15 protein-coding genes and 2 pseudogenes are annotated in these 25,214 nt (G+C 72.2%); 9 read left to right on the forward strand and 8 right to left on the reverse strand.

Annotated features, from left to right (window positions below; translation table 11 throughout):
• The first annotated feature begins 44 nt into the window (after nt 1-44).
• From LRS07_RS00070 to LRS07_RS00090, 5 genes are all read left to right on the forward strand, one after another.
• Nucleotides 45-2,192, forward strand: a complete 2,148-nt coding sequence (locus LRS07_RS00070) for a cytochrome c biogenesis protein ResB (protein ID WP_409450579.1) — start codon at nt 45-47, stop codon at nt 2,190-2,192.
• A gap of 12 nt (nt 2,193-2,204) precedes the next feature.
• Complete coding sequence (ccsB, locus tag LRS07_RS00075; protein WP_260500023.1) at nt 2,205-3,587, forward strand: c-type cytochrome biogenesis protein CcsB; 1,383 nt, start codon at nt 2,205-2,207, stop codon at nt 3,585-3,587.
• An 87-nt stretch (nt 3,588-3,674) separates the two neighbouring features.
• A complete protein-coding gene (msrP, locus tag LRS07_RS00080) occupies nt 3,675-4,667 on the forward strand; it encodes a protein-methionine-sulfoxide reductase catalytic subunit MsrP (protein ID WP_260500024.1) in 993 nt (330 codons plus the stop codon).
• Complete coding sequence (msrQ, locus tag LRS07_RS00085) at nt 4,667-5,308, forward strand: protein-methionine-sulfoxide reductase heme-binding subunit MsrQ (RefSeq protein WP_260500025.1); 642 nt, start codon at nt 4,667-4,669, stop codon at nt 5,306-5,308. Before msrP ends, msrQ begins: the two co-directional genes overlap by 1 nt.
• A 98-nt stretch (nt 5,309-5,406) precedes the next feature.
• Nucleotides 5,407-5,967 carry a hypothetical protein gene (locus LRS07_RS00090; protein ID WP_260500026.1) on the forward strand — a complete coding sequence of 187 codons (561 nt, stop codon included), beginning with the start codon at nt 5,407-5,409 and terminating at the stop codon, nt 5,965-5,967.
• Here LRS07_RS00090 and uvrA read toward each other — a convergent pair.
• A pseudogene (gene uvrA, locus LRS07_RS00095) lies at nt 5,942-11,796 on the reverse strand (excinuclease ABC subunit UvrA). The gene LRS07_RS00090 and the pseudogene uvrA sit on opposite strands and share 26 nt — an antisense overlap.
• Before the next feature lie 131 nt (nt 11,797-11,927).
• Here uvrA and LRS07_RS00100 point away from each other — a divergent pair.
• Genes LRS07_RS00100 through LRS07_RS00115 form a run of 4 tightly spaced genes read left to right on the forward strand, consistent with a single transcriptional unit; the run spans nt 11,928 to nt 16,862 of the window.
• A complete protein-coding gene (locus tag LRS07_RS00100; RefSeq protein ID WP_260500028.1) occupies nt 11,928-12,446 on the forward strand; it encodes a MarR family winged helix-turn-helix transcriptional regulator in 519 nt (172 codons plus the stop codon).
• 41 nt (nt 12,447-12,487) lie between these two features.
• On the forward strand, nt 12,488-13,966 hold the full coding sequence (locus tag LRS07_RS00105) for an efflux transporter outer membrane subunit (protein ID WP_260500029.1): 1,479 nt from the start codon (nt 12,488-12,490) through the stop codon (nt 13,964-13,966).
• Between the two features lie 14 nt (nt 13,967-13,980).
• Nucleotides 13,981-15,300, forward strand: a complete 1,320-nt coding sequence (locus LRS07_RS00110; RefSeq protein WP_260500030.1) for an HlyD family secretion protein — start codon at nt 13,981-13,983, stop codon at nt 15,298-15,300.
• Nucleotides 15,300-16,862, forward strand: a complete 1,563-nt coding sequence (locus LRS07_RS00115) for a DHA2 family efflux MFS transporter permease subunit (protein ID WP_260500031.1) — start codon at nt 15,300-15,302, stop codon at nt 16,860-16,862. Before LRS07_RS00110 ends, LRS07_RS00115 begins: the two co-directional genes overlap by 1 nt.
• Before the next feature lie 16 nt (nt 16,863-16,878).
• On the opposite strand, the pseudogene LRS07_RS00120 reads toward LRS07_RS00115, so the two are convergent.
• The 7 genes and pseudogenes from LRS07_RS00120 to LRS07_RS00150 form a co-directional block, all read right to left on the reverse strand.
• Nucleotides 16,879-17,720: pseudogene (locus LRS07_RS00120) on the reverse strand (alpha/beta fold hydrolase).
• Between the two features lie 17 nt (nt 17,721-17,737).
• Entirely contained in the window at nt 17,738-19,966 is a 2,229-nt protein-coding gene (locus LRS07_RS00125) for a 3-hydroxybutyrate oligomer hydrolase family protein (RefSeq protein WP_260500032.1), read from the reverse strand.
• A complete protein-coding gene (locus LRS07_RS00130; protein WP_260500033.1) occupies nt 19,963-21,081 on the reverse strand; it encodes a branched-chain amino acid ABC transporter permease in 1,119 nt (372 codons plus the stop codon). Before LRS07_RS00130 ends, LRS07_RS00125 begins: the two co-directional genes overlap by 4 nt.
• An 8-nt stretch (nt 21,082-21,089) precedes the next feature.
• Nucleotides 21,090-22,121 (reverse strand): branched-chain amino acid ABC transporter permease, encoded by a 1,032-nt coding sequence (locus tag LRS07_RS00135; RefSeq protein WP_260500034.1) that lies wholly within the window; start codon nt 22,119-22,121, stop codon nt 21,090-21,092.
• A gap of 8 nt (nt 22,122-22,129) precedes the next feature.
• Entirely contained in the window at nt 22,130-22,879 is a 750-nt protein-coding gene (locus LRS07_RS00140) for an ABC transporter ATP-binding protein (protein WP_260500035.1), read from the reverse strand.
• On the reverse strand, nt 22,872-23,657 hold the full coding sequence (locus tag LRS07_RS00145; protein WP_260500036.1) for an ABC transporter ATP-binding protein: 786 nt from the start codon (nt 23,655-23,657) through the stop codon (nt 22,872-22,874). The genes LRS07_RS00140 and LRS07_RS00145 overlap by 8 nt, the downstream gene beginning before the upstream one ends.
• An 89-nt stretch (nt 23,658-23,746) precedes the next feature.
• The gene (locus LRS07_RS00150) at nt 23,747-24,979 is read right to left on the reverse strand and encodes a substrate-binding domain-containing protein (RefSeq protein WP_409450580.1); all 1,233 of its coding nucleotides are present in this window, start codon (nt 24,977-24,979) and stop codon (nt 23,747-23,749) included.
• Between the last annotated feature and the right edge of the window lie 235 nt (nt 24,980-25,214).

The raw sequence follows: 25,214 nt of genomic DNA on the forward strand, positions 1-25,214 counted from the left end.
GCCCGCCGCAGGGTCCGGCTTGGTCCGGCCCGGATAATCCTGCGATGTCCGCCAGCCTCCTGAGCCGCCCTGCCGACGCCCGCCGTGCGCGCGCCTGGCGCGACGCGCTCGAACTGCTGGCGTCGATGCGCTTCGCCATCGCGCTGCTCACCGTCATCTGCATCGCCTCGGTGATCGGCACCGTGGTGCAGCAGCAGCAGCCCACCGCCAACTACGTCAACCAGTTCGGTCCCTTCTGGGCCGAGCTGTTCGGCCGGGTCGGGCTGTACACCGTCTACAGCACCTGGTGGTTCCTGCTGATCCTGGCCTTCCTGGTCGCCTCGACCAGCCTGTGCATCGCGCGCAACGCGCCGAAGATCGCCGCCGACCTGCGCTCGACCAAGGAACGCCTGCGCGAGCAGGCGCTGCAGGCCTTCCACCACAAGGCGCAGGGCCGGCTGGCCGAAGACCGCGACAGCGCCTTCCAGCGCGTGAGCACGCTGCTGCAGTCCGCCGGCTGGCGCCCCAGGGTGCATCAGCGCCCGCACGGCGTGATGATCGCGGCGCGCAAGGGCGCGGCCAACAAGGTGGGCTACCTCGCCGCCCATTCGGCCATCGTGCTGATCTGCCTGGGCGGCCTGGTCGATGGCGACCTGGTGGTGCGCGCGCAGATGTGGTGGCAGGACAAGAGCGTCTTCACCGGCGGTGGCCTGCTGCGCGACGTGCCGGCCCAGCACCGCCTGGGCGCCGACAACCCGACCTTCCGCGCCAACCTGCTGGTGCCCGAGGGCGCGCGTGCCGGGGTGGCGGTGATCAACCAGCCGCGCGGGGTGGTGCTGCAGGAGCTGCCCTTCGACATCGAGCTGACGAAGTTCATCGTCGAGTACTACGACACGGGCATGCCCAAGCTGTTCGCCAGCCAGGTCGTCATCCACGACCGCGAGACCGGCGAGCGCAAGGCGGCCACCGTGAAGGTCAACGAGCCGGCCTTCCACCGCGGCATCGCCATCTACCAGAGCAGCTTCGACGACGGCGGCTCCAGCGTCACCCTGCGGGCGCTGCCGCTGAACGGCGCCGGCGCGCCGTTCGAGGTCAAGGGCACCGTGGGCGGCAGCACCGAGCTGAAGGCGGGCGCCGACCAGACGCTGACGCTCGAATTCAGCGGCCTGCGTGTCATCAACGTGGAGAACCTCGGCGGCAGCGGCGCCGGCGCCCCGGGCTCGACCGACGTGCGCCGGGTCGACCTGGCCAGCGCGCTGGGCGATCACCTCGGCTCGGGCGCCAAGTCGAACAAGCCGAAGACGCTGCGCAACGTCGGCCCGTCGGTGAACTACAAGCTGCGCGACGCCGCCGGCCAGGCGCGCGAATTCCACAACTACATGCTGCCGGTGGAGGTGGACGGCCAGCGCGTCTTCCTCGCCGGCGTGCGCGACAGCCCCGACCAGAGCTTCCGCTACCTGCGCATCCCGGCCGACGACACCGGCGCGCTCGACGGCTGGCTGCGGCTGCGCCACGCCCTGGCCGACGGCGCCCTGCGCGACCAGGCGGTGCAGCGCTACGTGCGCCGTGCGGCGCCCGCCGACCGGCCGGAGATGGCCGAGCAGCTGCGCGCCACCGCCGACCGCGCGCTGGCGCTGTTCGCCGGCGCCGTGCCGACCGGCGACGGGGCGACCCAGCCGCGTGGGGGGCTGCAGGCGCTGGCCGACTTCCTCGAAAGCACCGTGCCCGAGGCCGAACGCGGCCGCATCTCCGAGGTGCTGCTGCGGGTGCTCAACGGCTGCCTGCTCGAACTGGCGCAACTGTCGCGCGAGCGCGCTGGCCTGCCGCCGCTGCCCGCCGACGAGGCCACCCAGGCCTTCATGACGCAGTCGGTGATCTCGCTGTCCGACAGCTTCCACTACCCGGCGCCGCTGCTGCTGTCGCTGACCGGCTTCGACCAGGTGCAGGCCAGCGTCTTCCAGGTCGCGCGCGCACCGGGCAAGACCCTGGTCTACCTGGGCGCGGTGCTGCTCATCATCGGCGTCTTCGCGATGCTGTATGTGCGGGAACGCCGGCTGTGGGTCTGGCTCGAAGACGGTCATGGCGGCGGCAGCCGCGCCACCATGGCGCTGTCGAGCACCCGCCGCACCCTGGACACCGACCGCGAGTTCGAGCGGCTGCAGCAGGCGGTGCTGGGCACCGCCGCCGCGCCGACGCCCGCGCCGGCCGCCTGACGAGGCCCCCCGATGACCCTGCTCTCCACCCCTCCCCCCACGCCGACCGACGGCCGGACGCTGCCGCTGCACACCGGCGGCCCGCTCGCCGGCCGCACACGCTACGACTGGCTCTACGCGCTGCTGGTGGTGGTCGGCGCCGGTTATGCCTTCGCGCGCTACGGCGCCGCGATGGACGGCTACGAGAAGGGCATCCTCGCCGGTGCGGTGCCGGTGCTGATCGGCCTGGGCTGGTTCTGGGGGCCGCTGCGCACGCTGTCGCTGGCGGTCGGCGCGGCCAGCCTGCTGGCCATCGGCCTGTACGCCCGCACGCCCGATGCCTTCGGCGCCGACCTGGCCGCGGGCGAGCAGGTCTTCCTGCTCAAGTACTTCCTGTCCAGCCAGAGCGCCATCCTGTGGATGGGCGTGCTGTTCTTCATGAGCACCGCCTTCTACTGGATCGGGCTGGTCGGCCGCGCCCCGGCCGGCGGCGGCGACCCGGCCGCGGCGCGCATCGGCTCGCGGCTGGCCTGGGCCGCGGTGTTCATGGCGCTGGTCGGCACGATGGTGCGCTGGTACGAGAGCCACCAGATCGGCCCCGACATCGGCCACATCCCGGTGTCCAACCTGTACGAGGTGTTCGTCCTCTTCTGCTGGATGACGGCGCTGTTCTACCTCTACTTCGAGCAGCGCTACGCGGCGCGCGCGCTCGGCGCCTTCGCCATGCTGGTGGTCAGCGCGGCGGTGGGCTTCCTGCTCTGGTACACGGTGGTGCGCGAGGCGCAGGAGATCCAGCCGCTGGTGCCGGCGCTGCAGAGCTGGTGGATGAAGCTGCACGTGCCGGCCAACTTCATCGGCTACGGCACCTTCGCCATCGCCGCCATGGTGGCCTTCGCGTACCTGGTCAAGCACCACGCCGGCGAGACGCGCTGGTGGAAGCTGGCGCCGCTGTGGGCGCTGGGCGTGGTGCTGTGCTTCGAGCCGCTGGTCTTCCGCCGCGGCGCGCCGTCGGGCAGCGGCTACTGGGTGGTGTACTTCGGCCTCAGCGCCTTGATCGTCGCCGGCATCCTGGCCGCGCGCCGGCGCATCGCGGCGCGGCTGCCCGCGTTCGACCTGCTGGACGACGTGATGTACAAGTCCATCGCGGTCGGCTTCGCCTTCTTCACCATCGCCACCATCCTCGGCGCCTTCTGGGCCGCCGAGGCCTGGGGCGGTTACTGGAGCTGGGACCCGAAGGAGACCTGGGCGCTGATCGTCTGGCTCAACTACGCGGCCTGGCTGCACATGCGGCTGATGAAGGGCCTGCGCGGCACGGTGTCGGCCTGGTGGGCGCTGGTCGGCCTGGTGGTCACCACCTTCGCCTTCCTCGGCGTCAACATGTTCCTGACCGGCCTGCACTCCTACGGCGAACTTTGAGGCGGCAGGCCGGTCGCATCCGGCCTGCGGCGCGCCTCGTAGGGTTGGTGGAGACGGGCGGCCGCCCCGCCCCAACTGGAGACGTCGATGCACCTGCTCAAGCACCCCCTTCGGTACGGCCAGCCCGCCGCCGCCGAGGTCACGCCGCCGGCGGTCTGGCAGCAGCGCCGCACGCTGCTGCAGGCCGGCGCGCTGACGCTGTCCGGTGCCGCCGCCCTGCTGCCCGACGCGGCGCGGGCCGTGACGGCCCCCGGCAAGCTCGCCGCGTTGCCCGGTGCCGCCAGCAAGGTGGCCGGGGCCAGCACCGACGAGAAGCTCACCGCCTACGAGGACGTCACCACCTACAACAACTTCTACGAGTTCGGCACCGACAAGTCGAACCCGGCCCAGTCCGCGCCCAAGCGGCTGAAGACCCGGCCCTGGACCGTCTCCGTCGAGGGCGAGGTGAAGAAGCCGCGCACCTTCGGCATCGACGACCTTCTGAAATTGAGCCCGATGGAAGAGCGCATCTACCGCATGCGCTGCGTCGAGGGCTGGTCCATGGTCATCCCGTGGGTGGGCTACTCGCTGGCCGAGTTGATCCGGCAGGTGGAGCCCACCGGCAACGCCCGCTTCGTCGAGTTCACCACCCTGGGCGACAACAGGCAGATGCCGGGCTTGAGCCTGTCCGTGCTCGACTGGCCCTACAAGGAAGGCCTGCGGCTGGACGAGGCGATGCACCCGCTGACGCTGCTGTCCTTCGGCGTCTACGGCGAGGTGCTGCCGAACCAGAACGGCGCGCCGGTGCGGCTGGTGGTGCCCTGGAAGTACGGCTTCAAGTCGTCGAAGTCCATCGTCAAGATCCGCTTCGTCGAAAAGCAGCCGGCCACCGCCTGGCAGGTGGCCGCGCCGCGGGAGTACGGCTTCTACTCCAACGTGAACCCGGACGTCGACCACCCCCGCTGGAGCCAGGCCACCGAGCGCCGCATCGGCGACGCCGGCGGCCCCTTCGCCAAGCGCCGCAAGACGCTGATGTTCAACGGCTACGAGCCGCAGGTGGGCCAGCTCTACACCGGCATGGACCTCAAAAGGTTCTACTGATGTCGGCCGTCGCCGGCCGTCGGTCGCCGGCGGTGCAGCGCGCGCTGCTGCACCCGCTGGCCAAGCCGGTGCTGTGGGCGCTGTGCCTGGCGCCGCTGGCCTGGCTGGTCTTCGCCGCCTTCACCGACCGGCTGGGCGCGAACCCGGCGGAGGCGCTGGTGCGCGGCTCCGGCGACTGGACCCTGCGGCTGCTCTGCGCCACGCTGGCCGTCACCCCGCTGCGCCAGCTCACCGGCTGGCATGCGCTGGCGCGCTTCCGGCGCGCGCTCGGCCTCTTCACCTTCGGCTGGGGCCTGCTGCACTTCCTCGCCACCGCCTGGCTGGACTTCGGCTTCGACTGGCCGGCCGTGGTGGCCGACATCGCCAAGCGGCCCTTCATCCTGGCCGGCAGCGCCGCGCTGCTGCTGATGCTGCCGCTGGCGGCGACCTCGTTCAACGCCGCCATCAGGCGCCTCGGCGCCCGGCGCTGGCAGGCGCTGCACCGGCTGGTCTACGCCTCGGCCGGGCTGGCGCTGCTGCACTTCTTCTGGATGCGCGCCGGCAAGAACAACTTCGGCGAGCCGCTCGTCTACCTGGCCGTCATCGGCGTGCTGTTGGGCTGGCGCATCGTGCGGGCGCGCCGGTCGCCGCGCCGGGCGTGACGGGTTGCACAGCCTCCCCGCGGCTGGGGGAGGCGCCGGCGGCGGCCACCCTCCGGTCGGGGGCGTGTGGCACGGCGGAGGCCTTCGTAGGATGGGCCATGCCGATGCACACCCCCAGCCTGATGACACCCACCGACCTCACCGCCGCCCGTGCCCGCCTGTGCGACGCCCTGAACCGCCTCGACCAGGTGGAGCAGCAGGCCGGCGCCGCCGCCCGCGCCGAGGCGCTGGGCCAGGTGGCCACCGCCTACCGCGAGATGGGCGGCTGGCGCGAGGCCGAGTGGTCGCTGAAGCAGGCGCTGTCGCTGGCCCTGGCCTTGGGCGCGCCCGACCTGGCGGTGGACCTGCAGTGCGAACTGGCCGAGGTCACCCGTGCGCTGGCCGGCGAGGCCCGCGAACAGGGCGACGAAGGCGCCGCCCGCGCGGCGCTGGAGCGCTGCCGCGACCACTGCTACGCCGCCGTGGCGCAGGCCCGGCACGTGGCCGACCCGCACTGGGAGGTGCGCGTGCTGGTCCGCGTGGCCGAGGTGCTGGAGCACTGCGGCGACCGCCACGACGCGCTGGCCCTGCAGTGCCGCGCGCTGGACATGATGTGCCGCCAGGAGGCCGGCGTCTGCACGCCGGCCGCGCAGCTCACGGCACCGCAGCCGCTGATGTAGCCGCCTGCGGCGCGCGCTGGCGACCCAGCACCGGCGCCAGCGCCACCCCGGTGTGCGTGCCCGCGGCCACCACCTGCTCCGGCGTGCCGGCGGCCACCACCCGGCCGCCGCCGGTGCCGCCCTCGGGGCCCAGGTCGACGACCCAGTCGGCCTCGGCGATCACGTCGAGGTCGTGCTCGATCACCACCACCGAATGGCCGCCGTCGACCAGCCGGTGCAGCACGTGGATCAGCCGTTCCACGTCGGCCATGTGCAGGCCCACCGTCGGTTCGTCCAGCACATAGAGCGTGTGCGGCGGCTTCTGACCCCTTCGCGTCACGTCGTCTCGCACCTTGCTCAGTTCGGTGACCAGCTTGATGCGCTGCGCCTCGCCGCCGCTCAAGGTGGGTGAGGGCTGGCCCAGCGTCAGGTAGCCCAGGCCGACGTCCTTGAGCAGCTGCAGCGGGTGGGCGATGTTCGGCATCGAGGCGAAGAAGTCCACCGCCTCGTCCACCTCCATGGTCAGCACGTCGCCGATGCTCTTGCCGCGCCAGCTCACCGCCAGCGTCTCGGCGTTGAAGCGCTGGCCGTGGCAGCTGTCGCAGGGCACCTTCACGTCGGGCAGGAAGCTCATCTCGATGGTGCGCACGCCCTGGCCCTCGCAGGCCGGGCAGCGCCCGCCGCCGGCGGCGGTGTTGAAGCTGAAGCGGCCGGGCGCATAACCGCGCGCCTTGGCCTCCAGCGTCTCGGCGAACAACTTCCGGATGGCGTCCCAGAAGCCGATGTAGGTGGCGGGGCAGGAGCGCGGCGTCTTGCCGATCGGCGTCTGGTCGACCTCCAGCACGCGGTCGATGGCGCCGGAGCCGGTCAGGCCCTCGCAGCCCGACAGCAGCACCGCCTTGCCGCGGTTCGACACCTGCGCGTGCACGTTGGCCAGCAGCACGTCGCGGGCGAGCGTGCTCTTGCCGGAGCCGCTGACCCCGGTCACCGCCACCAGCCGCTGCAGCGGCACCGCAACGTCCACCGACTGCAGGTTGTGCAGGTTCGCGCCCTTGAGCTGCAGCGCGAGGCCGTCGGCCGCCACCGGCCGCCGCGTGTGCAGCGGGTGCACCAGCGGGTTCGCCAGGAAGCGGCCGGTCAGCGAGGCCGGCGCGTCGGACAGGTCCTGCGCGCTGCCCTGCGCCACCACCGTGCCGCCGCGCTTGCCGGCGCCGGGGCCGATGTCGATCAGGTGGTCGGCGCGGCGGATGGTGTCCTCGTCGTGCTCCACCACGACCAGCGTGTTGCCCTGGTCGGACAGCGTCTGCAGCGCGTCGAGCAGGATGCGGTTGTCGCGCGGGTGCAGGCCGATGGTGGGCTCGTCGAGCACGTAGCACACGCCCTGCAGGTGGCTGCCCAGCTGCGCCGCCAGGCGGATGCGCTGCGCCTCGCCGCCCGACAGCGTGGGCGCCGCCCGGTCCAGCGTCAGGTAGCCCAGGCCCACCTGCTCGAGGAACTGCAGCCGGCTGGCGATCTCGGTCACCACGTCGCGGGCGATGGCCTCGTCGCGCCGGGCCAGCGCGCCTTCGGCCTGCAGGCGTCGCACCCAGTCGCGCGACTCACCGACCGACCACGACGCGACTTCGCTGATCGGCTTGCCGTCGAAGCGCACCGCCCGCGCGGTGGGGTTCAGCCGCGCGCCCTCGCACTCGGGGCAGGGCGCGTCGGCCACGTCCTCCACCTCGGGCTCCTCGGACGGGAAGCTCTGCTCGCGCCCGCGGTCGTTGTCCTCGCGCACCGAATCGTCGAAGGCCTTGCGCTGCTCGCGGGTGAGCGCCAGGCCGGTGCCGACGCAGGTGCCGCACCAGCCGTGCTTGGAGTTGTAGGAGAAGAGCCGCGGGTCCAGCTCCGGGTAGCTGGTGCCGCAGGTGGGGCAGGCGCGCTTGGTGGAGAACACCTTGACCTGCCCCAGCCCCTGCACCGAACGGCCGGCCTCCAGCGCCTCGGCCAGGCCGTCCAGCGGCGTCAGCAGGTGCATCACGCCCTTGCCCAGGTCCAGCGCCTTGGTCAGCAGCGCACGCAGCTCGGCCTCGTTCTCCGGGCCGATCACCAGGTCGCCGACCGGCAGCTCCAGCGTGTGCTCCTTGAAGCGGTCCAGCCGCGGCCAGGGATCGACCTTGATGAACTCGCCGTCGACGCGCAGGTGGGTGTGGCCGCGGCCCTTGGCCCATTTGGCCAGGTCGGTGTAGACGCCCTTGCGGTTGACCACCAGCGGCGCCAGCAGGCCGACGTGCTGGCCCCGGTGGTCGCGCAGCAGCTGCGCGGCGATGCTCTCGGCGCTCTGCGGCACCACCGGCGTGCCGTCCTTCAGGCAGTGCTGGATGCCCAGCTTCACCCACAGCAGCCGCAGGAAGTGCCAGACCTCGGTGGTGGTGGCCACCGTGCTCTTGCGGCCGCCGCGCGACAGCCGCTGCTCGATGGCCACGGTGGGCGGGATGCCCCACACCGCGTCCACCTCCGGCCGGCCCGCCGGCTGCACGATGCTGCGGGCGTAGGCGTTGAGCGATTCGAGGTAGCGCCGCTGGCCCTCGTTGAACAGGATGTCGAAGGCCAGCGTGCTCTTGCCCGAGCCCGACACGCCGGTGACCACGGTGAACTTGCCGCGCGGGATGTCCACGCTCAGCGACTTCAGGTTGTGCTCGTGCGCGTTGACGATGCGGATCGCGTCCTCGGCCTCGCGGCGCCCGGCCGCGTCGCGGCGGGCGTTGCGCAGCACGGTGGACAGCGGCACGCCCTCTTCGGCCTTGGGCACGCCGAGGCCCAGCGAGCGTTCGTACTCGCGCAGCGCCTGCGCGGTGTGCGAGCGGGTGTCGGCGCGCAGGTCGTCGGGCGTGCCGTCGAACACCTTCTCGCCGCCGCCCTCGCCGCCTTCGGGCCCCAGGTCGACGATCCAGTCGGCGCTGCGGATGACGTCCAGGTTGTGCTCGATGACGATCAGCGAATGGCCCGCCTCCAGCAGCTTGCGCAGCGCCCGCATCAGCTTGGCGATGTCGTCGAAGTGCAGGCCGGTGGTCGGCTCGTCGAAGAGGAACAGCGTGCCCTTCTTCGCCACCGCCTGGCGCGTGGCGCTGCGCTGGCTGGCCGCCTCGGCCAGGAAGCCGGCCAGCTTCAGCCGCTGCGCCTCGCCGCCCGACAGCGTGGGCACCGGCTGGCCCAGCCGCACGTAGTCCAGGCCCACGTCGACGATGGGCTGCAGCTTGTTGACCACCTCGCGGTCGGTGGCGAAGCAGGCCACCGCCTCGCTCACCGTCAGGTCCAGCACGTCGGACACGTTGAGCGACCGACCGCCGCGTTCGATGCGCACGTCGAGGATCTCGGCGCGGAAGCGCTTGCCGTCGCAGTCGGGGCAGCGCAGGTACACGTCGGACAGGAACTGCATCTCGACGTGCTCGAAGCCGGAACCACCACAGGTGGGGCAGCGGCCGTCGCCGGCGTTGAAGCTGAACATGCCGGCGCCGTAGCTGCGCTCCTGTGCCAGCGGCGCGGTGGCGAACAGCTTGCGGATCTCGTCGAAGGCGCCGACGTAGCTGGCCGGGTTCGACCGCGCGGTCTTGCCGATCGGGCTCTGGTCGACGAACACCGCGTCGGCCAGCAGCTCGGCGCCGAGCAGGCGGTCGTGCGCGCCCGGCGTCTCGGTGGCCTTGCCGAAGTGGCGGGCCAGCGCGGGGTACAGCACGTCCTGGACCAGCGTGGACTTGCCCGAGCCGGAGACGCCCGTGATGGCGACCAGCCGCTGCAGCGGGAACTCGACGTGCACGTCCTTGAGGTTGTGCTCGCGCGCGCCTTCGAGCACCAGCCGTGGCGTCGAATCGCCCACGTGGCGGCGGATGCCCATGCCGATCTGCTTGCGCGCGCCGAGGTAGGCGCCGGTCAGCGTGTCGGCCTGCGCCGCCTCGGCCGGCGTGCCGTCGAAGACGATCCGGCCACCCTTCTCGCCGGGGCCCGGACCCATGTCGATCAGCCGGTCGGCGGCCAGCATCACGGCCGGGTCGTGTTCGACCACCAGCAGCGTGTTGCCGGCGTCGCGCAGCCGGTGCATGGCCTCGACGATGCGCGCCATGTCGCGCGGGTGCAGGCCGATGCTGGGCTCGTCCAGCACGAACAGCGTGTTGACCAGCGAGGTGCCGAGCGCGGTGGTCAGGTTGATGCGCTGCACCTCGCCGCCCGACAGCGTGCGGCTCTGCCGGTCCAGCGTCAGGTAGCCCAGGCCCACCTCGCAGAGGTAGCGCAGCCGGTTGCGCACCTCGTCCAGCAGCAGCTTCAGCGCCTCGTCCAGCAGCGCGTCGTCGAAGCGCACGCGGTCGAAGAAGCGGCGCAGCCGGGCGATCGGCAGGCGCATCAGGTCGTGCAGCGCCAGGCCGGGCAACGCCTCGAGTTGCTCGCGGGTCCAGTCGACGCCGGGGGGCAGGAAACGCTGCGCCGGGTCGAGGATGTCGGCGAAAAGACCTGACGGCCCCTGGTCGTCGGGTACGACGACCGCCCCCGAGGGGGCTGGGCACCGTCTTCGGAGCGGCCGTGCGACGGCGCCCCGTCCGCGCCCAGCCGCCACAGCAGCGCCTCGGGCTTCAGCCGCGCGCCCTTGCAGGTGGGGCATTCGGTGTAGCTGCGGTACTTGGACAAGAGCACGCGGATGTGCATCTTGTACGCCTTGCTCTCCAGGTAGCCGAAGAAGCGGCGCACGCCGTACCACTGCTTGTTCCAGTCGCCCTTCCAGTTCGGCGAGCCCTCGATGACCCACTGGCGCTGCGCCTCGGTGAGCTGGTTCCACGGCGTGTCGCGCGGGATGCCGGCGTCGCCCGCGTACTTCATCAGGTCGTCCTGGCACTCCTTCCAGGCCGGCGTCTGCAGCGGCTTGATGGCGCCGTTGCGCAGCGTCTTCTTCTCGTCGGGAATGACCAGCCCGAAGTCCACGCCGATGACGCGTCCGAAGCCGCGGCAGGCCTCGCAGGCGCCGTAGGCCGAGTTGAAGCTGAAGAGCGCGGGCTGCGGGTCGGCGTAGCGCAGGTCGCTCTCCGGGCAGTGCAGGCCGGTCGAATAGCGCCAGCAATCGGTCGATCCATCCTCCCGGGTCACGTGCACATCGACCCGGCCACCGCCGCGCTTCAACGCCAGCTCGATCGCCTCGCCCACCCGCGCCTTGTCCGCCCCGGCGATGCGGAAGCGGTCGGCCACCACGTCGAGCAGCGTGTGCCGGCCCTTCGGCGTGTCGATCTCGCGCCGGCCCTGCACCCGTGTGAAGCCGCTGGCCGACAGCCACTGCTCGACCTCGGCGTCGCTCACGCCACCGGGCAGCTCGACGGGGAAGGTGAGCACCAGCCGGGGATCACCGGCCGCCTCGGCCCGCCGCCGCAGGTCGGCCTGGATGGTCTCCGGCGTGTCGTGGCGCACCGCCTTCGCGGTCTGCCGGTCGAACAGCACCGCCGCCCGCGCGTAGAGCAGCTTCAGGTGGTCGTTCAGCTCGGTCATCGTGCCGACCGTGGAGCGCGAGTTGCGCACCGGGTTGGTCTGGTCGATGGCGATGGCCGGCGGCACGCCCTCCACCTTGTCCACCGCCGGCCGGTCCATGCGGTCGAGGAACTGCCGGGCGTAGGCGCTGAAGGTCTCGACGTAGCGGCGCTGGCCCTCGGCGTAGACGGTGTCGAACACCAGGCTGGACTTGCCCGAGCCGCTGGGGCCGGTCACCACCGTCAGCTCGCCGGTGCGCAGGTCCAGGTCGAGGTTCTTCAGGTTGTGCTGTCGCGCGCCGCGGATGCGGATGACGCCGCTGGTCATGGGGGGTCCTGCAGGGGAGGCGGAAGGAGGGCCGGGCATTCTAGGGAGCCCCCCGGGGAGGCCGCCGGCCGCCCGGCCCATGCCCCGAGCCCGGGGCGGGCCGGGACGCAAGTCGCCGCCTGGACAATTTCAGCCTTGACAATCATTGCTTAGGCATTCAAATTCGCGGGATGGCCTCCTCGACCTCCCGCGCCCGTCCGGCGCCGCTGTACGACGGCGCCCACTACCGCTCCAGCGAGAGCGTGGGCTACCTGATGAAGCGGATCGTCTCCTCGATGAGCCAGCAGGTGGACGCCCGGCTGGCGCCGGTGGGCCTGACCAATGCGCAATGGGTGCCGCTGGTCAAGCTGCGCGAGCGGGGGCGCCTGCCGGTGGCCGAGATCGCCCGCGACACCCAGATGGACCCCGGCGCCATGACGCGGCTGCTCGACCGGCTGGAGAAGAAGGGCCTGTGCCGACGTGACCGCTGCACCGCCGACCGGCGGGTGGTCTGGGTGGCGCTCACCGAGGCCGGCGAGGCCGCCGCCGCCGCCCTGCCGCCCGTGCTGGCCGAGGTGCAGAACGCGCACCTGGCCGGCCTCAGCCGCGCCGAATGGCAGACGCTGCTGTCGCTGCTGCAGCGGGTGCACGACAACGCCGAGGCGCTGCGCGCCGCCACGCCGCCGCCCGAGGTGACGGAAGTCGACTGACCTCGCCGCCTGGGTTCCTCCTTGGCCCCCCGCAGACCGCCATGCCCGCCGCACCGCTCCGCCTCGATGCCCGCCCGCCCGCGCGCGGCCTGGCGCTGACCGCCCTGACCGCCCTCGGCGCGCTGGCCATGGCCGCGCTGCTGACGCTGGCCGGCTGCGCCGGCCCGGGCGACATGCGGCCGCGGGCGCAGCCGCTGGCCGCGGCGCAGGCCGGCCTGCAGCCGGGCGCCGCGCCGGTGGTCGCCGAGACCTGGTGGACCACCTTCGGCGACGCCCAGCTCGACGCCCTGGTCGCCAAGGCGCTGCAGGACCACCCCAACCTCACCGCCGCCGCCGCCCGCCTGGAGCGTGCGCGCGCCGCGGTCGCCGGCATCGACGCCGCGGGGTCGCCGCAGGCGCAGGGCAGCCTGGAGGTGAGCCGCCAGCGCTTCACCGAGAACGGCATCGTCCCGCCGCCGCTGGCCGGCAGCGTGCGCAACCTCGGCACCCTGCAGGCAGGCCTGTCGTGGGAGCTGGACTTCTTCGGCCGCCACCGCCACGAGCTGCAGGCCGCCCTCGGCGCCGAACGCGCCGCGCAGGCCGAGGCGCAGGGCGTCAAGGTGGCGCTGGCCGCCAACGTCGCGCGCACCTACTTCCAGCTCGGCCGGCTGCAGGCGCAGCGTGGGGTGGCGGACCGCACGCTGGCCCAGCGCGGCCAGCTGCTGGGCCTGATCCAGCAGCGGGTCCGCGCCGGCCTGGACACCCACGTCGAGCTGCGCCAGGGCGAAGGCGCCCTGCCCGAGGCGCGCCAGCAGATCGAGGCGCTGGACGAGCAGATCGCGCTCGCCCGCCATGCGCTGGCCGCGCTGACGGCACAGCCGCCCGGGGCGCTGCAAGGCCTGCAGGTGACGCTGCGGGACGGCGGCGCCCGGCCGCTGCCGGACGACCTGCCGGCCGACCTGCTGGCGCGCCGGCCCGACGTCGACGCCGCCCGGCTGCGCGTCGAGGCCGCCGCGGCCGACCTGCAGGCCGCGCGGGCGCAGTTCTTCCCCAGCGTCAACCTCACCGCCTTCGCCGGCTTCAACGCCGTCGGGCTGGACCGGCTGCTCGACCTCGGCAGCCGCCAGGCCGGCGTCGCGCCGGCGCTGCGGCTGCCGCTGTTGGACGCCGGCCGGCTGCGCGCCAACCACCGCGGCCGGGCGGCCGACGTCGATGCCGCCGTCGCCGCCTACAACGGCGCGGTGCTGGACGCGGTGCGCGACGTCGCCGACCAGGTGGCCTCGCTGCGCGCCCTCCAGCGCCAGCGGCAGGAGCAGGTGCAGGCACAGGCCGCCGCCGAAAGCGCCTACGACCTGGCCGTGCAGCGCTACCGCAGCGGCCTGAGCCCCTACCTCACCGTGCTGACCGCCGAGACCGCGGTGCTGGCGCAGCGCCGCGCCGCGGCCGACCTGCAGGCCCGCACGCTGGACACCGAGGTGGCGCTGCTGCGCGCCCTGGGCGGCGGCTACGGCCCGGACCCGCGCCTGGCCCGCGCCCCCTGACCCGGAAGACGACGATGAACCCGAACGACACGCCTGCACCACCCGCCCCCGCGCGCGCCGAGGCCCACGAGCGCCATCCCCGCCGGCGCCAGGCGCTGGGCGCGGTGGCCGCCGCGATGCTGCTCGGCGGTGCGGCGTACGGCGCCTACTGGGCGCTGGTGCTCAACCACTTCGAGCGCACCGACAACGCCTACGTGCAGGGCAACATCGTGCAGATCACGCCGCAGGTGGGCGGCACGGTGCTCGCCATCGGCGCCGACGACACCGACTTCGTCAAGGCCGGGCAGACGCTGGTCCGGCTGGACACCGCCGATGCGCAGGTGGCGCTCGACCAGGCGGAAGCCCAGCTGGCGCAGACCGTGCGCGAGGTGCGCACCCTGTACGCCAACAACGCCGCGCTGCGCGCCCAGGTGGCGCTGCGCCAGGCCGATGCCGCCCGCGCCCAGGCCGACCTGGCGCGGGCGCAGGACGACGTGTCGCGGCGCGCGCCGCTGGTGGCCACCGGCGCGGTGGGGCAGGAGGAGTTCAACCACGCCAACGCGCAGCTCACCGCCGCCCGCAGCGGCGTGCAGGCCGCGCAGTCGGCCGTCGCCGCCGCGAAGGAGCAGCTGCTGTCGGCCGAATCGCTGACCGACAACACCAGCGTCGAGCAGCACCCCAACGTGCAGCGCGCCGCGGCCCGGGTGCGCGAGGCGTACCTGGCGCTCAAGCGCGTCGACCTGCCGGCGCCGGTGGACGGCTACGTGGCCAAGCGCAACGTGCAGCTCGGCCAGCGGGTGCAGGCCGGCGCGCCGCTGATGACGGTGGTCGGCCTGCAGGACCTGTGGGTCGACGCGAACTTCAAGGAAAGCCAGCTGCGCCAGTTGCGCATCGGCCAGCCGGCCACGCTCACGGCCGACGTCTACGGCGAAAAGGTCGAGTACCACGGCGTGGTCGAGGGCCTGGGCGCGGGCACCGGCGGCGCCTTCTCGCTGCTGCCGGCGCAGAACGCCACCGGCAACTGGATCAAGATCGTGCAGCGGGTGCCGGTGCGCATCGCGCTGAACCGCGAGCAGGTGGCCGCGCACCCGCTGCGCGTCGGCCTGTCGATGGAGGCCAGGGTGGACGTCAGCAACACCGACGGCAAGGTGCTGGCCGACGCGCCGCGCCGGCAGCCGGTGGCGCAGACCCAGGTCTTCGACCGGCTGAACCGGGACGCCGACGAGGAGGTGCGCCGCATCATCTCGGCCCACGGCGGCAGGGCGCCCGCGCTGGCCCGCGCCAGCGCCCAGCGCCGGCCCGTCACCGACCGCCAGGACGCCGCGCACGTGGTGGCCCATGCCGTGAAGCCCTGATGTCGGCCGCCGCGCAGGACGCCGCCGCGCCGCCGCCGCTGACCGGCGGCGCGCTGGTGCTGGGCACGCTGGCGCTGTCGCTGGCCACCTTCATGAACGTGCTGGACACGTCGATCGCCAACGTGTCGCTGCCCGCCATCGCCGGCGACCTGGGCGTCAGTCCCCACCAGGGCACCTGGGTCATCACCAGCTTCGGCGTGGCCAACGCCATCAGCGTGCCGCTGACCGGCTGGCTGACGCAGCGCTTCGGCGCGGTGCGGCTGTTCACCGGCAGCATCCTGCTGTTCGTGCTGACCAGCTGGCTGTGCGGCTTCGCGCCGTCGCTCGGATGGCTGGTCGCCTTCCGCGTCATGCAGGGGCTGGTGGCGGGGCCGATGATCCCGCTGTCGCAGACGCTGCTGCTGTCCAGCTACCCGCGGTCCAAGGCCGGCACCGCGCTGGCGATGTGGTCGATGACGACGCTGGTCGCGCCCGTGGTGGGGCCGCTGCTGGGCGGCTGGATCACCGACAACATCGCCTGGCCGTGGATCTTCTACATCAACGTGCCGGTGGGCCTGGCCGCGGCCGCCGCCACCTGGGCGCTCTACCGCAAGCGCGAGACGCCGACCCGCAAGCTGCCGATCGACGGCATCGGCCTGGCCCTGCTCGTCGTCTGGGTGGGCGCGCTGCAGATCATGCTGGACAAGGGCAAGGAGCTGGACTGGTTCCACTCCGGCCTGATCGTCGTGCTGGCGCTGGTGGCACTGGTGGGCTTCCTGTTCTTCCTGGCGTGGGAGCTGACCGAGAAGCACCCGGTGGTGGACCTGCGCCTCTTCGGCCGCCGCGACTTCGCGCTCGGCACCGCGACGCTGTCGGTGGCCTATTGCCTCTTCTTCGGCAACGTGGTGCTGCTGCCGCTGTGGCTGCAGCAGTGGATGGGCTACACCGCCACCGCGGCCGGCATGGCGCTGGCGCCGGTGGGCCTGATGGCCATCGTGCTGTCGCCCTGGGTGGGCCGCAACGTGACGCGCTTCGATCCCCGCGCCATGGCCACCGGCTCCTTCCTGCTGTTCGCGCTGATCCTGTGGATGCGCGCGCAGTTCACCACGCAGACCGACCTCTGGCACATCCTGCTGCCCACCCTCATCCAGGGCGCGGCGCTGGCGCTCTTCTTCATCCCGCTGCAGAGCATCATCATGTCCGGCCTCAGCCCGGACCGCATGCCGGCGGCCTCGGGCCTGTCGAACTTCGCGCGCATCACCGCCGGCGCGATGGGCACCTCCATCGCCACCACGTTGTGGGACGACCGTGCCACCCTGCACCACGCCCACCTGGTCGAGCAGATGGGCGGCCCGGGCCAGCCGCAGACCGCCGACGCCTGGACCCGCCTGGCCGCCGCCGGCCTCAGCCCCGAGCAGATCGCCGTGCAGCTCAACCGGCTGGTCGACCAGCAGGCCTTCACCCGCGCGGTGGACGATGTGTTCTTCGGCTCGGCGGTGCTCTTCCTGCTGCTGATCGGCCTGGTCTGGTTCACGCGCCGGCCGGCGCGGGGCGCCGCGGTGGACGCCGGCGGCGCCCATTGAGGCGGCGCCGCCGCCTTCACACGGCGGCGAGGAACCGCTCCACCACCGACCACTGCCCCGGCGTGTTCAGCGCCGGCGCATGGCCGCAGCCGGGCACGGTGACCACCAGCGCCCGCGGGCCGCGCCGTCGCATCGCCTCGGCGGTCTCGGGCCGCAGCAGGTCGGAGTCCTCGCCGCGCAGGCACAGCACCGGCAACGCCAGCGAGTCCCAGGCCTCCCAGCGGGCGTAGTCGTCGGGGTGGTCGGTGAACTGGCGCACGATGGCCGGGTCGTAGTGCGGCGTCACCCGGCCGTCGGGCAGGCGGCGGGTGGAGGTCTCGGTCAGCCGGCGCCATTGCGCATCGGTCAGCTCGCCGTAGGGCGCGTAGGCGGCCCGGAAGAAGGCCTCCAGCTCGCCCACCGTGGCGAAGGCCGGCGGGTCGCCGACGTAACGCCGGATGCGGTCCAGCGCCGGCGCGGCCAGCTCGGGGCCGATGTCGTTGAGCACCAGCCGGCGGATGCGGCCCCTCAGCTCGGTTGCCGCCGCCAGCAGGCCGATCGCCCCGCCCATCGAGGTGCCCAGCCACAGGCAGTGGTCGAGGTTCAGGCCGTCGAGCAGCGCGCCGGCCAGCCCGACGTAGGACGCCAGGCAGTACTCGCGCGCCGGGTCCTCGGCCCACTGCGACAGGCCGCGGCCCACCGTGTCCGGGCAGATCACCCGCCAGCGCTGCGACAGGTGCGCCGCGATGTCGTCCATGTCGCGCCCGGTGCGCGCCAGGCCGTGCCAGGCGATCACCGTCTCGGCGTGCTCGGCCCCCACTCGGTGTAGTGGAGCTCGCGGCCGGCGCAGCGCAGGTAGCGGGAGTGCATGGACGACATCGGGATCACGCCTTCGCTCAGTCGGGGACCGTGATGGCGAGAGACGACCCGGCGGTGGCGATGAAGCCGATGGCGCTGCCCAGCGCCGGGGTGGCGGCGATCGCCGGCACATGGGCCGTCGTCAACGCCGGCGCCGCGCCGGGTGTGCCGCCACGCGGGGTGGTGCGCACCACCTGGCTGAACGGAAGCGCGGTGCCGCTGCGCAGGTGGGCCCACATGGCGTCCATCGCCTGATTGAAGTAGACGTGCAGCGGCACGAAGCGGTTGTCGAAGCCGCTGAACGGCAGGAAGCCGTCGAAGTGCTGCGCGTTGGTCACCTCGATGTAGCGCAGCCGGCTCGCGCTGCCCTCGGTCACCTGGTTGAAGGCGGTGTAGGCGCGGGCGTTGTTGTTGACGGGGATCAGCGCATCGCTGCGGCCGGCGACGATCAGCGTGGGCTTGCCGCGCAGGTTGCCGTTGACCAGCACCTCCGCGATGCCGGCCCGCACGGCCGCACTCTGCGCCGCAGTGGGCCGGGTGCTGGTGGCGGTGGCCGTCAGCGCCGCGCCGGTCTCGTCCACGCCGGTCACCAGGGCGCGCTGGCACAGCGCGGCGTCGAGGCCGAAGTCGAGCACGCCGGTGGACGGCGACACCGCGAACGACCACAGCTTGGCCCCGCCCACCGAGTTGTTGTAGACCACCGCCGGCAGGTTGTTGCCCGCACCGCCGTTGGCCGTGCCGTTCTGCAGCGCGAAGCTCTGCGCCTTCCCCGCCGCCGTCATCGCCACCGGCGAGCCCGTCGCGTCCACCGCGGCGAAGCTGGTGTTGCACAGGTTCTCGTCCAAAGGGAAGCGACCGTAGGCCCACGGGTACATCGCCGACAGGATGGGACCGTTGCCCAGGCCGTAGTGCGCACTGTGCATGAGGTCGTGCTCGGCGGTCCAGCCGAAGGCGCGCAGCTTGGCCAGCGCATCCGCAGCGCGCTGGTCGGTGGTGGCGCCGCTCACCAGTCCCTTGGCGGCCAGGCCGGCGCAGCGATTGGTGGCGATGGCCGTCAGCGTGGCGTTGCCGCGGATCAGGTTGAACACCGACACCTCGGCCATCGCGGCGGCCGGGGCCAGCGCGGCGCAGGGTTGGTACAGGTTGCCCAGCGTGACGAAGTCGGCCAGCGTCTTGCCCTGCCCGGTGACCGGCGCGCCCGCGAACTGGATGGCGTAGCCGCTGGCGGTGGGCATCTCGGTGACCGGCTCACCGGCGACCACGCCGTCGATCAGGCCGTCGCCGTCCAGTTCGGCGGCGCGAATCACCGCCGCCCCGCCGTTGGACACCGAGCCGGCGATGACCAGCGTATTGGCGGCGGTGAACGGCACCGGGTTCTGGGCATCGCCGTAGCGCTCGTTGAGCACGTACAGCGCATAGCGGGCGGCGACCAGCGTGTCGCTGCCCCAGTCCTTCTCCGGGTTCTGCTGCGACTGCGCCTGCTTCACCCCCAGCCGGTTCGGCAGGGCGGCGTTGAACGCCGTGCGCGCGGCATCGGTGAGGCCGGCGACGAAATGGGCCAGCGCGCCGGCGGCCGAGCGCGCGGCTCGCGGGCCGTCGACCCGGTTCACCGAGTCGTCGCCGGGGTCGTACAGCCCGATGCCCTTGCCGGCGTCGGTCAATGCCACCGCGCAACCCTGCTTCAGGCCCCACTCGGCGGAGGTGCCGATGGCACCGTAGACGCCACGCGAGCCGGACGACGGCCCGAGCACGATGCAGGGCCGGGCGGTGTTGAAACTGTCGGGCACCTGCACCGCCATGACGGTCTGCTTGCGCCCGCTGCCGTCGTCCAGCACCGCCAGCGACTCGCGGCCCGGCACCAGCCCCTCGCCCGCGGTGACGGTGCCGTCGATGGCCACGTTGGGGCCGTAGAGCCGGCCGAAGCCGCCGTTGGCGGTGAAGTCCACCAACCCGCGGTAGTTGCTGTAGATGGCGTTGCGGCGCAGCTCCAGCGCGGTCGGGTTCAACGGATCGGCGTAGACCGGCACGGCGGCGGCCGCCAGTCCGATGCGGCCGAGTCCGGCCGTCAACAGGTCCTGCGTAGCGGCGCTGGTGCCGTTGCCCGGCGTGGTGGCCGCATAGGTGGTGGTGGACACCACCGTCACGCCCTGCGGCAGGCGGTTGACCGGAGGGTCGCCGCCGCCGCAGGCGACCAGCAGGCACGTGCCCGCGGCCAGCGGCGTCAGCCGGGCCGCGCTGGCGTGAAGGGTGGAAGGTTTCGGCATCATCGTTGTCTCCCTGTCTGTTGTGGCGATGAAGGCGAAGCGGGACGGGGCAGGCGCGGGCCGCGACGCTGGCGCAGCCGGCCGACGATGCCGGTCGGGAAGTGGTAGACCGACAGCACGAAAAGCACGCCCAGCCACAGCAGCCAGCGGTCGGGCGAGATGAGCTGGGCGGCGACGGGCACGCCGTCGATGGCGGTGGACGCCAGCTTCATCAGGTCCTGCAGGTAGTTCTGCGCGACGACGAAGAGCACGCTGCCGATCACCGCGCCGTACAGCGTGCCCATGCCGCCGATGACGACGATGAGCAGGATGTCCAGCATGATCTCGAAGCTGAGCGTGGTGTCCGGCCCGGTGTAGCGCAGCCACAGCGCCAGCAGCGCGCCGGCCACGGTCGCGAACAGCGCCGACAGCACGTTGCTCCAGGTGCGGTAGACCACGGTGCGGAAGCCGATCGCCTCGGCCCGGAAGTCGTTCTCGCGGATGGCCTGCAGCACGCGGCCGAAGGGCGAGTTGACGATGCGCAGCAGCAGGCCGAACAGCACCACCACGGCGACGAAGATCAGGTAGTAGGTGAGCAGCCTGCCGTCCACCGTCACGCCGAGGAAGGGTTCCTCGAACGGCTCGAACGACGGCGACAGCCAGGCCGGGTTGCGGAAGGTCAGGCCGTCCTCGCCGCCGGTGAAGTCCGACAGCTGCGAGGCCAGCGTCTGGAACGCCGCCGCCACCGCCAGCGTGATCATGGCGAAGAAGATGGCCTTGACGCGCAGCGAGAACAGCCCGATCACCAGCGACACCACCAGCGAGACGGCCAGCGCCAGCGCGAGCCCGATCGCCACCGCGCCCCAGCCCGCGCCCAGCTTGCTGCTGGCGATGGCCACGCCGTAGGCACCGATGCCGAAGAACATCGTGTGCGCGAAGCTGACGATGCCGGTGTAGCCCAGCAGCAGGTCGTAGCTGGCCACCAGCAGGACGAAGACGAGGATCTTGGCCGCGACGTTGAGCGCCTTGCTGCCGGGGAAGAGGAAGGGCGCGGCCAGCAGGCCGAGGAAGACGAGCACCAGGGCCAGCGAGAGCCAGCGGCTCTTCGGCAGGTCGTGCGACAGCATCCGATTCAGCATCGACCGCCTCACCGGTTCGTCACCGGGTACAGGCCCTGCGGCCGCCACAGCAGCACCGCGACCATCAGCCCGATGTTGGAGAACAGCGCCACCTTGGGCGCGAGGAAACCGGTGTAGTTGGCCATCAGGCCCACCGCCAGCGCGCCGACGAAGCAGCCCAGCGTGGACCCCAGCCCGCCGATGATGATGACGATGAAGATCAGCACGTTGACCTGGGCGCCGATCTGCGGCGTCACGCTCTGCTGGTACAGGCCCCACATCACGCCGCCCAGGCCGGCCAGCGCGGAGCCGGCGGCGAAGACGCCGACGAAGAGGCGCCGGATGCGGTAGCCCAGGCTCTCGACCATCTCCCGGTCCTGCACGCCGGCGCGGATGAGCAGGCCGACCTTGGTGCGGTTCAGCGCCCACAGCAGCGCGATGAAGACGACCAGACCGATGGCCACCGCGAGCAGGCGGTAGCGCTCCACCGCGGCGTCGCCGAAGATCACCGCGCCGCGCAGCGCCTCGGGCAGCGGCAGCGCCACCTGCTGCGGCCCCCACACCACCTTGATCAGCTCCTCGCCGACGATCATGCCGCCCATGGTGATGAGGATCTGCTTCAGGTGCTGGCCGTAGACCGGCCGGACGATCAGCCGCTCGAAGGCCAGGCCCAGCGCACCGGCCGCGGCCATCGCCACCAGCATCGCGGCGAACACGGCGGCCAGGTTCTGCCACACCACGCCCGAGCCCGCCCAGTCGGCCATGCCGCCGAGCACGCTGGTGGCGACGAAAGCGCCGAGCGCGATGAACACGCCGTGGCCGAAGTTCAGCACGTCCATCAGGCCGAAGACCAGCGTCAAGCCGGAGGCGATGATGAAGACGATGAAGCCCATCGCCAGGCCGGCGACGGTGAGCGTGAGCCAGGTCGAGGGGCTGCCGATCAGCGGCAGGGCGATGGCGGCCAGCGCGACCAGCAGCGCCAGCGGCTTCCAATCGAAGCTGGCCTTCGGCACGGCGGCGGGTGCGCTGGTGCCAGGCAGGGTCGTGGCGGTGCTGCTCATCGCGTCGCTCACTGGTGCGCCGCCAGCGACAGCCCCAGCAGCCGCTGCTGCAGGCCCTCGTCGGCGGCCAGCTCGGCCATGTCGCCGGCGTGCACCACGCGGCCGTCGTCCATCACCGCGACGCGGTCGCCCAGGGCTTTCGCCATCATGAAGTTCTGCTCCACCAGCAGCAGCGTGGTGCGCTGCCGCTTGAGTTCGTTGAAGGCGGCGATGAGGTTCTGGATGATCGACGGCGCCAGCCCCTTGCTCGGCTCGTCGATCAGCAGCAGGCGGCGCGGCTCGACGATGGCGCGGGCCACGGCCAGCATCTGCTTCTGCCCGCCGGACAGCTTGCCGGCCGGGTAGAGCCAGAACTTCTTCAGCGCCGGGAAGAGGCCGAAGATCCACTCCAGCCGCCGGGTGTCCAGGTCGTCGGCGGTGCGCGCGCCGCGGGCGGCCAGCAGCAGGTTCTCCTTGACCGTGAGGTCGCCGAAGATGCCCATGTTCTCCGGCACGTAGGCGATGCCGAACTGCGCGATGTCGGGCGTGGCCATCTGGCCGCCCGGACCGCCGATGGGGCGACCGTCGAAGGCGATGCGGCCGCGGCCGGTCGGCCACAGGCCCATGATGGTCCGCAGCGTGGTGGTCTTGCCGGCGCCGTTGCGGCCGAGCAGCATGGTCACCTCGCCCTCGCGCACCTGCAGGTCCACGCCATGCAGGATGTGGTACGCGCCGATGTGGGTGTGCACGCCGCTCAGCGTGAGCAGGGCGTCAGCCATTCGTAGCCTCCGCCGGTGCCGTGCCCAGGTACGCCTGCTGGACCACGGGCGAGGCGATGACCTCCGCCGGGTCGCCGTCGGCCACCTTCTGCCCGTTGTGCAGCACCACGATGCGGTCGGCCAGCTCGCGCACGACGTCCATCTTGTGCTCGACCAGCAGCAGCGTGCGGTCGCGCCGCGACTTGAGCATGCGGACGAGGTCGAGGATGACCGGCACCTCGTCCACGCTCATGCCGGCGGTGGGCTCGTCGAAGAGGTAGACCTTGGGGTCCAGCGCCATCAGCAGCGCCACCTCCAGCTTGCGCTGGTCGCCGTGCGGCAGGCTGGCCGCGGTGGCCTCGGCCTTGTCGGCCAGCCGCACCTGCCCGAGCAGCGCGTTCGCCTCGTCGATCCAGGCGCTGCGGTCCAGCCACACCCGCAGCAGGTCCAGCCCGCCGACGCCGCCGCCCTCGCCCCGGCCCTGCTGCCGCGCCTGCACCGCCAGCCGCACGTTCTCCAGCACGCTGAGGTTGGGAAACAGCTGCGTCAGCTGGAAGGCCCGGCCCAGCCCCCTGCGGGTGCGCAGCGGCGCCGGCAGGTGGGTGATGTCCTCGCCGTCCAGCAGCACGCGACCCGCGCTGGCCTTCAACTGCCCCGAGATGAGGTTGAAGTAGGTGGTCTTGCCCGCGCCGTTGGGGCCCACGATGGCCGTCAGCGTGCCCGCTTCGAACGAACACGTGACGCCATCGACCGCCACATGCCCGCCGAACCGGATCGTCAAACCCTCGGTCTTCAGCACGACACCCTCAACGTTCTGACTGGAGCCCCCTCTTGGAGGGGGCCGGGGGAGTTCAACGAACCGCCGATGGCGATCCGGTCCGCAGCGGCCTACCGGCCGTTGCGGATCGGAATCGTCATCTCTTCGGGCTTGATCTCCCGGATGAGCTCGGGCACGCCCCAGGCGAAGGCCGGGTCCGCCTTGATCTTGAAGTGGTACATCGACTGCATCGCCTGGTGGTCCTCCTTGCGGAAGGTCATGCGGCCCTTGGGCGACTCGAAGCTCATGCCCTCCATCGCGGCGATGAGCTTGTTGGTGCCGGTGTCGCCGTTGGTCTTCTTCAGCGCCTCGACGATGGCGATGCCGGCGCTCATGCCGCCCGCGGTGAAGAAGTCCGGCGGTGCCTTGAACTGGCGGTAGTGGTTGGCCACCAGCCATTCGTTGACCGGGTTCTTCGGGATGCCGAAGTAGTAGTACAGCGCCCCCTCCATGCCGGGGAACTGCTTGTAGGCCACCATGGCCGGCAGGATGTTGCCGCCGGTGGCCAGCTCGATGCCGTAGCGCTTCTGCAGCTCCAGCTCGGCGAACTTGCTGAACGGGCTGGACGCGCCGGCCCACACCACCCAGACGAACTTGCGGCCCGGCTGGTCCTTGAGCCGGTCGACGATGCGCTGCAGGCCCGCGGTGTAGTCGGTGGTCGCCGGCGGCAGGTACTCCTCATGGACCAGCTTGGCGCTCTTGATGGCCTCCTTGAAGGCCTTGACGCCGTCGCGTCCGAAGGCGTTGTCCTGCGCCAGCGTGACGATGGTGTTGCCCGCCTTGTCCAGCGCCACCGCGTTGCTGATGGCGTCCTGGCTGCTGTTGCGGCCGGTGCGGAAGATGTACTTGTTCCAGCGGTCGCCGGTGATGGAGTCGGCCACCGCGGGCTCGACCAGCAGCACCTTCTTGTACTCCTCGGCCACCGGCAGCATGGCCAGCGCCACCGGCGAGGCGGTGGGCCCGACGGCGAGGTCGGCCTTGTCGTCGGCATACGCCGCGGCCAGCAGCGTCTTGCCGACGTCGGGCTTGCCCTGGTCGTCCTTCTCGATGACCACCAGCTTCTTGCCGGCCACCATCATCGTGCCGCCGGTGGCGTACTCCAGGCCCATCATCAGGCCGACCTGGGTCTGCTTGGCGTAGGCCTCCAGCGGGCCGGTCTTGCTGTAGACGTGGGCAATGCGGACCTCGCCCTTGGCCTGGGCCAGCGCCGGCTGCGGCGCCATGGCCAGCGCGGCCAGGCCGGCCGCGCCGAGGGTCGCCAGCGCGGCCAGGGCGGTCCGTCGGGGGGCGGTGTGTCGGGGCATCGGCGGTCTCCTTGCGCTTGTGTGTGCAGGGTCCAGCGCAAGAGGCAGGCCAATTCGCACCGAACCAGGGCATACCCTGACCCTGCCGGGCGCGACGCTGCACGGCTGCGGCGCTGCGTCGCCGCTGCGTCGGCTGGACGGACGGACAACGCGTTCGGTGTCCGGTCATCTGTCCGGCGGCCGGACAGACCGGGACGCTCAGCGCAGCGACCCGGCGGCCAGGCCATGCAGGGCG

The organism is Aquabacterium sp. J223 (genome assembly GCF_024666615.1).
GTDB lineage: Bacteria > Pseudomonadota > Gammaproteobacteria > Burkholderiales > Burkholderiaceae_C > J223.

What these genes read in the sequence shown, in the direction of transcription:
- LRS07_RS00070 (WP_409450579.1), top strand. Translation starts at nt 45, where the DNA reads ATGTCCGCCAGCCTCCTGAGCCGCCCTGCCGACGCCCGCCGTGCGCGC.
- ccsB (WP_260500023.1), top strand. Translation starts at nt 2,205, where the DNA reads ATGACCCTGCTCTCCACCCCTCCCCCCACGCCGACCGACGGCCGGACG.
- msrP (WP_260500024.1), top strand. Translation starts at nt 3,675, where the DNA reads ATGCACCTGCTCAAGCACCCCCTTCGGTACGGCCAGCCCGCCGCCGCC.
- msrQ (WP_260500025.1), top strand. Translation starts at nt 4,667, where the DNA reads ATGTCGGCCGTCGCCGGCCGTCGGTCGCCGGCGGTGCAGCGCGCGCTG.
- LRS07_RS00090 (WP_260500026.1), top strand. Translation starts at nt 5,407, where the DNA reads ATGCCGATGCACACCCCCAGCCTGATGACACCCACCGACCTCACCGCC.
- LRS07_RS00100 (WP_260500028.1), top strand. Translation starts at nt 11,928, where the DNA reads ATGGCCTCCTCGACCTCCCGCGCCCGTCCGGCGCCGCTGTACGACGGC.
- LRS07_RS00105 (WP_260500029.1), top strand. Translation starts at nt 12,488, where the DNA reads ATGCCCGCCGCACCGCTCCGCCTCGATGCCCGCCCGCCCGCGCGCGGC.
- LRS07_RS00110 (WP_260500030.1), top strand. Translation starts at nt 13,981, where the DNA reads ATGAACCCGAACGACACGCCTGCACCACCCGCCCCCGCGCGCGCCGAG.
- LRS07_RS00115 (WP_260500031.1), top strand. Translation starts at nt 15,300, where the DNA reads ATGTCGGCCGCCGCGCAGGACGCCGCCGCGCCGCCGCCGCTGACCGGC.
- LRS07_RS00125 (WP_260500032.1), bottom strand. Translation starts at nt 19,966, where the DNA reads ATGATGCCGAAACCTTCCACCCTTCACGCCAGCGCGGCCCGGCTGACG.
- LRS07_RS00130 (WP_260500033.1), bottom strand. Translation starts at nt 21,081, where the DNA reads ATGCTGAATCGGATGCTGTCGCACGACCTGCCGAAGAGCCGCTGGCTC.
- LRS07_RS00135 (WP_260500034.1), bottom strand. Translation starts at nt 22,121, where the DNA reads ATGAGCAGCACCGCCACGACCCTGCCTGGCACCAGCGCACCCGCCGCC.
- LRS07_RS00140 (WP_260500035.1), bottom strand. Translation starts at nt 22,879, where the DNA reads ATGGCTGACGCCCTGCTCACGCTGAGCGGCGTGCACACCCACATCGGC.
- LRS07_RS00150 (WP_409450580.1), bottom strand. Translation starts at nt 24,979, where the DNA reads ATGCCCCGACACACCGCCCCCCGACGGACCGCCCTGGCCGCGCTGGCG.